The following is an 11,651-nucleotide window of genomic DNA, read 5'->3' as shown; positions in this document are numbered from 1 at the left end:
AAACCAGCGGTTGCTATCGGCGGCAATGAGAAGAGCAACGGTAGGAAAAGGAGCCACTTACTTAGGAACCGCAGAACTTCTCGGGCCCGGCTCAATCGAATCAAGTAAAGGCGGCACTTAGCTGGGCGGCGAGGCCCAGGGCGGAAGCCATTCGATGCGGCCGCGATGGCGATGCAGGCGGCCGCGCACCGGTGGGGCGTGCGGGTCATCGTCATTGACGCCGTTGTGATAGGGGCAAGAAATGGTCAAGTTGTCCATATTCGTCTCGCCGCCGTGCTTCCACGCCTGGAGATGGTGGACTTGGCATTTATCGGCCGGATAATTGCACTCCGTCCACGGGCAGGAGGGGTTTTCAGCGGCGGCCATCAGCCGCTGCTTTTCGGAGGCGAACCGCGAGGTTCTATAGAGGTTGACTGGGCCCTCGAAGGGGTGAATGAGGGTGACAAGGCCGACCTCGGCAAGCTTTTTCTCCACCAACTTGGCCCCGGAAATCTCGGCGCCATTGGTCATCTGCAGCGTGACCTCTTCGCCGCCACCGCTTAAGATCTTGTCCATCTCATCGAGGTGGATGACGATATTGGTGCTAGCCACCGGGCGCGTGGCGCCACCGCGGAAGAAGATGCGATCGACGGCCTCGAGCGGGGAATCCTCCCCAATGGTGGAATGCAGGTCGGCGATGAAATCGGAATCGCCGGTAATCGACAGCGTGGAGGGCCCGCCCTTTCGCCGGGTCATGCGCACCCCGCGCTGGGGCTGGCGGGGAGGATACATCTCCTTGAGGCGGGTGCGCGCCAGCTTGTCAATGTCCCCCGAAGTCCCACACAACTCTGCCCGCAGCGCCCAAGCATCCCTCTTCGTGTTGGTGCGGGAGACGTATTTTTCAATCAACTTGAGCGTGGTTAAGCAGTGCTTCGTCGCCCGGCACGTGCGCTGGCGGCGGGTGAAGGAGGTGGGGCCGAAGTAGGTATCGGCAAGCAGCAGCAATTCGCGCGATTCCTGCCGGGAAATGCCAGTCCGGCGCAGGTCCGCCTCGGCAAGGACGAAGACCTCGCCGAGAAGCTCCATCGGCGAGGTTAATTGGCGGGCGTAGTCCTGCAAGCGGGTCATGCCTGCGAGGTTAATCCACCGGCCACCCGCGGGAAAGCCCGCGCCGCCCCGCCTGTGGATAACTCGCCCCACGCGTCACACCTGATGCCTCGCCGCCATTCACCCTGTGGATAACCTGCGGTATTGTCGAATACGACAGCGAGTAAAGGAGCCCACATGACTGATCCCACGAAAATTGTTCGCCCCAACCACCCCGGCCGTAAGTCCGTCCCGCGCCAGGCGCAGGAGTTGCCGCCGCTGCCGGTGACAAGGGCGCGCATTGGCAAGCAGCCGGCGACGGAGATTTTTCAGGACATGGGCGAATCCATGGTGGAGGACCTGCAGGACATTCGGCGCGATTTGCACCGCCACCCGGAAATCGGGCTGCACCTGCCGCGCACCCAGAAAAAGGTCCTTGAAGCACTCGAGGGCCTGCCGCTGGAGATTCATGTGGGGCAGGACCTCAGCTCCGTAGTGGCGGTGCTGCGCGGCGGCAAGCGCGGCGAGCGGCCGGTTTCGGTGCTGCTGCGCGCGGACATGGACGCCCTGGAGGTGCATGAGCAGACCGGCAGCCCCTTTGCGTCGATCAATGAATACATGCACGCCTGTGGCCACGACCTGCATACCGCGGGGCTGATTGGGGCGGCGCGCATGCTGTGCGAGCACCGCGAGGAGTTGCATGGCGATGTCACCTTTATGTTCCAGCCCGGCGAGGAAGGCCCCGGCGGCGCGCAGCTGATGATCGAGGAGGGCGTGCTCGATGCCGCTGGCCGACGCCCAATCGCCGCCTACGGCCTGCACGTCGGCCCGCAGGATCGGGGCACGTTCCACTATGTTCCCGGGCCGATGATGGCAAGCTCGTCCAACCTAACCATTACGGTGCTGGGCAAGGGCGGGCACGGGTCCCGCCCGCACGATGCCATCGATCCCGTCGCGGCGCTGGCGGAAATCCAGATGGCGCTGCAGACCGCGCTCACGCGCCGCTTCGACGCGCTGGAGCCCATCGTGATCACCGTGACCAACCTATGGGCGGGCAATGGTGCGTATAACGCCATTCCGGATCGCGCGGCGCTGGGGGCGACGGTGCGCGTGCTTCGCGACGAAAAGATCGACGCCGTCCGCCAAATGATTACCGAGGTCTCCAGCTCGGTGGCCGCCTCGCACCGGTGCACCGCGCAGGTGGATTTCGAGGTGTTGTATCCCACGACGAAGACAAACCCGCGGGAGAATCAATTCGCCGCTACGCTGTGGGGGCAGATGTTTGGCGCGGAAAACATGCAGCCTTTCGAGGCCCCGATGATGGCCTCCGAGGACTTCGGCTATGTCCTTTCGCAGGTGCCGGGCACGTTTATGTGGATGGGTACGGCCAACCCTTCGACACCCGAAAACCAGCGCGAGTGGAACCACTCGCCGATGATGCGTTTCGACGACTCCGTGCTCGGTATGCAGGCGGCAGCGCTCGCCGCCGTGGCTTTCGAGCGCCTAGCCACCGAAAACGAGCACCCTTCCGCGCAGACCAAGGCCATGCGCGAGGCCGCCGGCGTGCAGAAGTAATTCATCCCTGTGAACTGCGCGTGCGCCAGAGTAGTGGGCAGGTCGCTGGAGGTGCCGTGCTCGGCGGCTAAGGCCGTCGGATAAAGGCAGAGGCAAGGCCGATGAGCGCGATGGCGCCGACAATGACCGAGGCCACCGGCCAGTATTGCGGGAAGTACTTGAGTGTATAGCCAAAGACCTGACCGTCATCGAAGTGCCGTGCCAAAGCGAAAGGCATCCACCACAGCTTGCTCACCGTGAGCACCGCGCCCGGTACACCAGCGATGACCCGCCCGCGCCCGCGCAGGAATAAGCTGGCGGCGACGAGCGCGATGCCGGCGATGGTGAGCGCGAAGAGCAGGGGAGTGTTGGTGCTAAGCGGCGAGCCGCGCAATAAGAATTCGTGGTCAATCTCGTGTTGCTCGATGAGGGTGTAGCCATCGAGGACAACCTCGCTGGGAAGACCCATTACTTCTCCTCCTCTGGGTCGTAGCCGTCGGACCATTCGCCGGTTTCGAAGTCGTAGTCGACGTTTCGACCTTCTTCGTCCGTGCGCTGGTACCACTCGGTGTAGCGGTCCGCGGCGGAATCGAAGTCATGGCCGGCCCCGCGGTCGTCTTCGGCGTGCTGGACGGAGAACTCGAACTCATCGCCATGCTCCGCGATGCCGCGCATGACCGCATTGTCCATCGCCGAACGGGCATAGGTGCGGCGGATAAACATTGGATCAGAGCGCAGATCCTTGATGAACGCCACCATCATAGTTAGCAGCACGAGGCAGAAGGGCAGGGCGGCCAGGATGGTGAGGTTTTGCAGGCCGGTGAGCACGTCTTCGCCACCGGTCAGCAGCATGACGATGGCGATGCCCATCATGCACAGGCCCCAAAAGATGACGATGAGCTTATTGGGGGTTGGGTCGCCCTTGGAGGACATGGTGCCCATGACCACAGAGGCAGAGTCAGCCGAGGTGACAAAGAAGACCGCGAGGATAACCAAAAGGATAAACGGGGTGATGGTGCCGAGGGGGAGATCTTGGAACATCGAAAAGAGCACCTGCTCATTGGAGGATTCACCGTCGAAACCCGCTACGCCATCCTGATTGAAGGAAATGGCGGTGCCACCAAAGATGGTAAAAGCCAGCGCCAAAATGGCGGTGGGCGCGAAGATGGTGACGGCGGCGAATTCGCGGATGGTGCGGCCGCGGGAGATGCGGGCGACGAACATGCCCACAAACGGCGTCCATGCAATCCACCAGGCCCAGTAGAACGCCGTCCAGTAGGACTGGAATTCAATGGTTTCATCGCCCCACGACAGCCCCTTGGCCATCATGGGCAGGAATTGATCGATATAGACCACGATGCCCGAAGGAATGAGGTTTAGCAGCAATAGGGTGGGCCCGACCAAGAAGACGAAGGCAATTAGCCCCAAGGTCAAGGTGATATTGAAGTTGGACAGGTAGCGCACGCCGCGCGCGACGCCAGAGACTGCGGAGACGATAAACGCGCAGCCCAAAACGGCGATGACGATGATGAGCGCGGAATTGGTCATGGGGCCTGCGCCGCGAATGATGCTGACACCTTCGCCGATTTGAATCGCAGAAAGCCCCAGGGTAGCGGCGGTGCCGAAGAGGGTGGCGATAAGCGCCATGACATCGATAAGCTTGCCCAGCGGACCATCCGTGGCGCGGGAGCCGAAGAGCGGCTGGAAGATGGAAGAGATGAGGGGAACGCGCCCGCGCCGGTAGGAGGAATAGGCAATCGCCGCGCCAACCAAAGCATAGGCCGCCCACGGGGAAATGCCCCAGTGGAAGTGCGATTGGGCCATGGCTTGGTGCAATGCCTCGACGGAGCTGCCGTTATCCACGGTGTGCGGGGGAGGGCTGAGGTAGTGCGATAGCGGCTCGGAGGGCCCATAGAAGAAGATCCCGACGCCGATGCCGGCACCAAACATCATCGCTACCCAGCTAAAGTAGCTGAATTCGGGCTTTTCTGTATCCGTGCCGAGCTTGATGCGGCCGAGGCGGGAGAACCCGATATAGGCCATGGTCACGGTGGCCAGCAGCATGGTGATGTTCAGCAGCCATCCGGTATTGGTAATGGCCCAGTTAAAGGCGGTGGAGGAGGCGGCGGCCAGGTTATCGGGCATGGTAATGCCCCAAATGATGAAGGCTACGATGAGGACGGCGGTGATGGAAAATAGCGATTTATCCAGGCCGAAGCGGTTGCGTTGGTCCTCAACGCTGATGCCGGGCACCAGCCCGGGGTGCATATTGTGCGGGTAGAGCCCGACGGCGCTGCCCTTATCGTGCGGTTCGAGGGAGCGCTTATAGGCGCGGGAGGAAGAAGTCACGGTGTCCTTAGCTCGGCGGGAGTCGTGGCTTCAATTGTTCAGCACCGCAGCGCATTCCACAAGCTAGCGCGGTTGGGCATGCGCGGCGTGAATCTGCTTGACGATGCCATCTAGCTCCTCCCTGCTCGCCATCCTGAACGGGTGCGTGGAGCAATAATCGAGCAGGAAATAGCCCGCGTGCTGGATGGCGATGTGCCGTTGCCACAATTCGCGGGCGGTGGCGGGGTTATCGGCGGCGAGGGATTGGATGGCGCGGCGCTCGGATAACAACTCGTATTGCAGGTCGCGGCGGCTGGCTAGGACCTCTTCGGGGGTATTGATAAACAGCAACCCGAGCAGGGTGGACATGGATTCCATGGCGCGGGTTTGCAAGCGGTGCTGGTTGCGGACGGGCGCGGAGCGCTGCCAGAACCACAGCACGATGGTGGCCACGATGATGGAGATGAGGACCTCGCTGATGCGCGCCTGGATGGTGGGCCAGAGGGGGCGCTGCGCGGAATTGCCCATGAGCAGTGCGAGCGGGGTGGAGAAGATGACGCAGATGGCGTAGTTCTTGGCCACGAAAATCTCTGCGCAGAATTGGCAGGCGGCGAGGGCTAAGAGCAAGCTCCACCCGGATACGCCGAAGTAGTGGAAGATAGAAAACAGCATGACGCCGACGATGGATCCGAGCATGCGGTGGATGCCGCGGACGGTGCCGGCGACGTGGTCCGGTCCCCACTGCAGCATGAGGAAGGCGGAGACCACGCCCCAGTCCGGGCGGTCAAAGCCTAAAGACAGGCTGACCACCGTTGTGATGGCGGCGGAGACCACGATCTTTTGCGTGGTCACCATGGCATGCGAATCCCGCACCGCGGCGCGGTAGATGCGGTAGCGGCCGGTGGGGTGGGTGTGCGGGATGGCGGTGCGGTGCGGATCCACATCGGTAGCGTGATCGGTGAGCAGGTCCGAAGAGGATCCCAGATCCAGCGCGCGGTTATGCGCGACGATGCGCCCTTGGGCCTGCAAGGTGCGATCCACCAAGCCCGCGGCGGCGGTATTGATGATGCGGCCGCCGCGGATGATGCCGGCATCGGCAAGCGCTTGCCAGGCCGTCGACAACGCCGTCTGGGCCTGGTGGTGGCGGGCGAGGGAATCATCTTCACCGGAGACAAACGCGGCGGTGGCCTTTTCCAAGGCTGCGACGGCGCGGCGTTCGGGGCCGTGCACATCAATGAGCGCGGGCGCCATGCCCAAAAGCAGGCTGGCCAGCACGCCGGTCAGGGACCAGAGGAACAGCTGGCTAACACTGGTATCCGTCCGCGCCAACATCACCGAACCGCCGCCGACCAAGACGAGGAAGAAGGCGCCCGGCGGCGGCAGGCGCAGCGCGTTCTGGGTGAAGCCACAAAGCGCGGCGAGCAGGAGGGAATAAAGACCGGCGAGCAGCAGCCACCAGTGCCCGTGCCCGGGGACGAAAATGAGGTGGCCGACCAGCACGCCCACGGTCGCCACGGTGGTCAGGGCTAAGCCAGCGGTGAGGATGACGCGGGGCCGGGTGCGAAAGGGATGGCCTTCGCCGAAAATCACGGCGAAGGCGCCGGTGGCCAGCAGCAGGATGGCGTAGTCGTGGCCGGTGAGCAGGGCGAAGGTGCCGGGAATCAGCAGTGCCAGGGCCGCGCGCAGGGCACCGGGCCAGCGCACGGAGGCGGTATTAAAGGCGGTCAGCAACTGGGTGGTGCTGGGGCGTTGCGGGATAGGGTGGTCGATGCTCACGAGCCTGTGGGACTCCTTTCGCTAAAAACGTCTACCGCAACCACCTTACGCCGTGGGAATTTATTGCCCTGCGGCGGCGATGAGCCGGCGGGTGTAGTCGCTCTCGGGCTTCGACCACACGCGCTCGGTGGGACCGTGTTCGACCAGTTCGCCGCGGTTGAGCACGGCGACCCTATCGCAGAGCCCGCGCACCACGGAGAGATCGTGGGTGACAAATAGCAGGGTCAGCCCGCGATCCTCAATGAGGCGGGCGAGCAATTCCAGCACCTGGGCTTGCACGGACATATCGAGGGCGGAGACGGCTTCATCGGCAAGTAGAATATCCGGTTCGCCGCACAGCGCGCGGGCGATGGAGATGCGTTGGCGTTGCCCGCCGGAAAACTCGTGGGGATAGCGGTCGAGCGCTTTGCCGGAAATTCCCACTTCTTCCAGTGCGGCGGCGGCGCGCTCGCGCTGCTCGGCCTTGGATAGGCGCCCGGGCATGGCCTCGGCGATGGATTTCCAGATCTTCAGCCGCGGGTTCAGTGAACCTTGCGGGTCTTGGAAAACCATCTGCACGCGCCCGTCCACGGTGCTGGTTCCAGAGGTCGGGGCATCCAGGCCCGCCACAATCTTCAGCAGGCTGGTCTTGCCGGAACCGGAGCCACCGACAATGCCGAGCCGCTCGCCGCGGCGCACGCGGAGATCGATCCCCGCCAGCGCGGCCTGGGAGCCATGCTGCTTGCCGATGCCCTCCAATACCACCACATCCTTCCCCTCGCCCGCCGGGGTGAGGGCGAAGTCGGGCGGCTGCGAGGCCGAGACCAGCTCTTGGGTATAAGCGTGGCGGGGCTTAGTAAGCACGCGCTCGGTGCGGCCTTCTTCCACGATGTAGCCATCGCGCATGACCAACACCCGCGGGCACATGCGCTGGATGACATTGAGGTCGTGGGTGATAAAAAGCAGTGCGGTGCCGCGTTGTTCGGTAACGCGCTCGATGACGCGGAGGACACCGTCCTGCGTGGTGGCATCGAGGGCGGTGGTGGGCTCGTCGCAGATGAGCACGTCGGGGCTGCCCGCCATGGCCATGGCTAAGAGGACGCGCTGGCGCTGCCCGCCGGATAGCTGGTGGGGAAAGCGCGAGGCGAGGTCGGCGTCGAGGTCGACTTCCTCTAGGGCCGCGGCGGTATCGTGTGCGCCGGCGTGGGTGAGCTGGGCACTAATGCGCATTAAGGGATCCAGCGCGCTCATGGGCTCTTGAAAGACCATGGCCATGGTCTTGCCGCGCAGCGGGCGGATAGCGGAATCCCGCGCGCCGATGATCTGGTGATCGGCCACTGTGACCTCGCCGGTGGCGGAAATGCCCGTGGACAGCAAGCCCATGATGGACAGCGCGGTCAGTGATTTACCAGAGCCGGATTCGCCGATGATGCCGAGCTTTTCGCCCGCCTCGAGCTCGAAGTTAAGAGGCCCGACGAGGGAGGATTCGGAGGCACTGAGGCTGAGATCGCGCACGCTTAAAAGGCTCATCGCGTGGCTCCTTTCATGCGGGGGTCGAGGGCATCACGGAGGGCATCGCCAAGCAGGTTAAAGCCCAAGACCGTGGCGGCGATGGCAAGGCCTGGCCAGAGGGCCTGGAGGGGATCGGTGCTCAGCAGCGATTGGGAGTCCTGCAGCATGCGGCCCCACGAGGCGGCCGGGGGAGGCGTCCCCAAACCGAGGTAGGACAGGCCCGCCTCTGCGAGGATGGCGAGGGCAAAATACACCGACGCCTGGACGATGATAAGGCCCGCGATATTCGGGAGGACATGGCGCACCGCCACCTTCCATCCCGGCACGGCGGAGATGCGGGCGGAGGCGATATAGTCCTGCGTGACCACCTGCAGCGTGCCTGAACGCGCCACGCGGGCAAAGGACGGGATGCCGGAAATACCGATGGCAATCATGGCCGTAAGCGTCGATGGGCCCCAGACCGCGCCGGCGATAATGGCTAGCAAAAGCGCCGGGAAGGCGATTACGACGTCGGCGCCGCGCATGACCAGCGCTTCTACCCAGGTGCCGCGGCGCATGCCCGCGAGGATCCCCAGCGGGATGCCGATAAGCCCTGCGATGCCGACGGCGATAAGCCCCACGAAGACCGTGATTTTCGCGCCCGCCATGATGCGCGAGGCGGTATCGCGCCCGAAGCGGTCCGTGCCCAAGAGATGATCTGCGGTGGGGCCGGACAGGCGGCTGCCCGGTTGCGCGAGGGTGGGATCGTACGGCGTCCACACCAGCGATACGAGGGCGACTACTACGACCGCGCCGACGAGCACGGCGCCTAGCCAACCAGAAAAACGCATTTTCATCGTGCGTCACCTGCCTTGATTCGGGGATCGATGAGGCGGTAGGCGACATCGGTAAGCATGTTTACTGCCAGCGCGAAGGTGACCAGCAGCATGACAAGCGTCTGCACCGTGGTCAGATCGCGCACGGAGACTGCATCGAGCAGCATGGAACCTACGCCGGGGATGACGAAGACGGATTCAATGACCACGGCGCCTACCACCATCGAGGTCAATTGCAGGCCAGAAACAGTCAGTACCGGCAGCGCGGCATTGCGCAGCCCGTGGCGGTGCAGGGCCTCCCGCGGGGAATCGCCCAGGGCGCGCGCGGTACGGATATAGTCTTGGTCCATAACGTCGAGCACCGAGGAGCGCATATAGCGCGTGAGCATCGCACCCTGGACCAGGGCCAAGGCGATGACCGGCAGGATGAGGTGGCGCAGGAAATCGCCTACGCCGCGGTTAGGTGGCACCCAACCATTGGCCGGCAGCCAGCCCAGGTGGACCGCGAAGATGGCCACTAAGATGATGCCGACCAAGAAGCTTGGTACGGCGATGCCCAGCTGCGTTCCCGCAGAGACCAAGCCGGCAACCCGCGAATTGCGGTTGTGCGCCAACCACATACCGATGGGAATCGCGCAGGCCAGCGCCAAGGCCATGGCCAGGCCGATGAGGATGAGCGTGACCTGCAGGCGGTCAAGGACGAGCGGGGTGATGTCCTGCTGCGAGGACAGCGACTTGCCGAAATCGCCGGTGGCCAGGCCCTTTACCCACTCGACATACTGTGCGAGCAGCGGCCGGTCCAGGCCGAGTTCCGCGCTGAGCTCGGCGATGGCATCATCAGTGGCATTAACCCCCAACGCGACGCGCGCCGGGTTGCCGGGCACGGCGCGCATGAGCGCGAAAATGATGAGGGAGGCGAGAAAAAGCGTGAGCACAAAGCGCAGCAGCGGCCGGATTAAGGCCTGGGCTCGAGAGGTACTCATTGGTCCTCCTTGTCGTCGGTGAGATCGCGCAAGACTATCGCGTCGGTGACCTGATCTGTGTGCAAGCCGCTAATGCTGTGGCGCGTTAAAACGACATTCGGCATATTCATCACGGTCAGCGCGCCGGCATCGGCCATGATTTGGTCCACCACCTGCGTCATGCGGCGGGGATAGTCTTCAGGCGCTGCGGTATCGGCCTTATCGAGCAGCTCGCGCGTGCGGGCGGAATCGTAATTCAGGTAGTAATCCGGGTTGCCAAAAAGCGCCGGAATATCGCGGGCCTCCACGTGGGAGATAATCGACATCTGGTAGTCCTTGGCGCCGTGAACCTGGCCCAGCCACACGGCGGGGAACTCGGCGGTTTCGAGGGTGACATCAAAACCGACATCGGAAAGCTGCGAGTACAGCAGCTCGGAAATGGCCTGGGCGTAGTAGAGCGTGGGCACGGTGATGGTGAGTGGGGTGCCCTCGGCGCCGGCATCGGCAAGCAGCGAGCGGGCTTTATCCGGGTTGAAGTCGTAATAGTTCTTGCCCTCGAACCAAGGATCGGTGGGCGGCATGGGCGCGCCGCCGGTATCGGTGGCCATGCCGGACCACACGATGTCATTGGCCGCCTCGCGGTCGACGGCGTAGGCCACGGCCTGCCGCACGCGCGGATCGTCGAAGGGGGCGCGGTCATTATTCATCGATAACAGGACCTCACCATTGGTGGTGCCTACGTTGGTATCGATGGAATCATCCAGGGAATCGAGGATTTCGGGATTACCCACGCCCCAGACGACGTCCACTCCGCCCGAACGCAGCGCGGTGACCGAGGAAATGGCATCGGGGAAGTAGCGCACCGTGACATCGTGCTCAGACGGTGTGCCCCAGTAATCATCGCGCTTGTGCAAGGAGACGAATTCTGCGGGGGAAAATCCCGCCACCTCGTAGGGGCCGGTGCCGATAGGCTTCGCTGCAAGGTCATCCATGCCCTTAGGCGACATCATCGCGCCGATGGTGGTGCCCATGGACCACAGCCAGCGGTTGGAGGGCTTTTCTAGGCGCACCTTGAGGGTGTGGTCATCTACTGCGGTGGCGCTTTCGACGGGGTCCATGGCAGCGGAAATGCCGTTGGCCCAGTCATTTTTTACGTAATTAATGGAAAAGGCTGCGGTCTGCGCGGTAAAGGGGTCGCCATTGGAAAAGGTCACGCCATCGCGCAGGTGGAAAGTATAGGTCTTCGCATCCTCACTGATGTCCCAGTCCTTGGCTAAGCCTGGGGTGATGGAGCCGTCTTCATCGATGCGCACCAAGGTTTCATAGACATTATCCATAAGCACCGAGGGCGCGGCGGCCCCACCGGTAGTGGTGAAATCGAGCGAGGTGGCCCCCGAACTAGATGCCACCGTTAGGGCGGCGTTGTCGCCGGAGGTATCTACCACCGCGGTATGGCCCGCTGAACAAGCTGTTATCGTGCTCAGCGCTGTCACCATCGCGAGACAGCCTAGCGCTGAGCGCGCACGCAAAATTTTCATAAATGAAGAATAACGTGTGTGTTACTCAACACATAAACGCTCTAAAACCATTCGGGGGGAGGCATATATTGCCATTAATTAGGGCAATCTCAGCGGCTGTTGTGTGGCGAGCCTCGGTGGCA

Annotated in this window: 9 protein-coding genes; 1 reads left to right on the top strand and 8 read right to left on the bottom strand. The window is 63.1% G+C overall.

Annotation, left to right across the window (positions count from 1 at the left end; genetic code table 11):
- Positions 1–117: 117 nt before the first annotated feature.
- Positions 118–1,107, bottom strand: a complete 990-nt coding sequence (locus QP908_RS02825; RefSeq protein WP_239268662.1) for an HNH endonuclease signature motif containing protein — start codon at positions 1,105–1,107, stop codon at positions 118–120.
- Between the two features lie 156 nt (positions 1,108–1,263).
- Here QP908_RS02825 and QP908_RS02820 point away from each other — a divergent pair, with 156 nt between their 5' ends.
- Entirely contained in the window at positions 1,264–2,640 is a 1,377-nt protein-coding gene (locus QP908_RS02820) for a M20 metallopeptidase family protein (RefSeq protein WP_239268660.1), read from the top strand.
- Between the two features lie 67 nt (positions 2,641–2,707).
- Here the strand turns inward: QP908_RS02820 and QP908_RS02815 are convergent, their stop codons facing one another.
- From QP908_RS02815 to QP908_RS02785, 7 genes are all read right to left on the bottom strand, one after another.
- Positions 2,708–3,088 (bottom strand): hypothetical protein, encoded by a 381-nt coding sequence (locus QP908_RS02815; protein WP_239268659.1) that lies wholly within the window; start codon positions 3,086–3,088, stop codon positions 2,708–2,710.
- Positions 3,088–4,887: a BCCT family transporter gene (locus QP908_RS02810; RefSeq protein WP_239268771.1), complete on the bottom strand. Its 1,800-nt coding sequence runs from the start codon at positions 4,885–4,887 to the stop codon at positions 3,088–3,090. The genes QP908_RS02815 and QP908_RS02810 overlap by 1 nt, the downstream gene beginning before the upstream one ends.
- A gap of 144 nt (positions 4,888–5,031) precedes the next feature.
- Positions 5,032–6,723 carry an FUSC family protein gene (locus tag QP908_RS02805; RefSeq protein ID WP_284771597.1) on the bottom strand — a complete coding sequence of 564 codons (1,692 nt, stop codon included), beginning with the start codon at positions 6,721–6,723 and terminating at the stop codon, positions 5,032–5,034.
- Positions 6,724–6,783: 60 nt separating this feature from the next.
- Positions 6,784–8,232 (bottom strand): ATP-binding cassette domain-containing protein, encoded by a 1,449-nt coding sequence (locus QP908_RS02800; protein WP_239268655.1) that lies wholly within the window; start codon positions 8,230–8,232, stop codon positions 6,784–6,786.
- On the bottom strand, positions 8,229–9,050 hold the full coding sequence (locus QP908_RS02795; RefSeq protein ID WP_239268653.1) for an ABC transporter permease: 822 nt from the start codon (positions 9,048–9,050) through the stop codon (positions 8,229–8,231). The genes QP908_RS02800 and QP908_RS02795 overlap by 4 nt, the downstream gene beginning before the upstream one ends.
- A complete protein-coding gene (locus tag QP908_RS02790) occupies positions 9,047–10,012 on the bottom strand; it encodes an ABC transporter permease (protein ID WP_023023469.1) in 966 nt (321 codons plus the stop codon). The genes QP908_RS02795 and QP908_RS02790 overlap by 4 nt, the downstream gene beginning before the upstream one ends.
- Positions 10,009–11,487, bottom strand: a complete 1,479-nt coding sequence (locus QP908_RS02785) for an ABC transporter substrate-binding protein (protein WP_284771596.1) — start codon at positions 11,485–11,487, stop codon at positions 10,009–10,011. The genes QP908_RS02790 and QP908_RS02785 overlap by 4 nt, the downstream gene beginning before the upstream one ends.
- Positions 11,488–11,651: the final 164 nt, after the last annotated feature.

The organism is Corynebacterium sp. MSK204 (assembly GCF_030229885.1).
Classification (GTDB): domain Bacteria; phylum Actinomycetota; class Actinomycetes; order Mycobacteriales; family Mycobacteriaceae; genus Corynebacterium.
The sequence above is the reverse complement of the archived record's forward strand: the minus strand, read 5'-3'. Positions and strand labels throughout refer to the sequence as shown.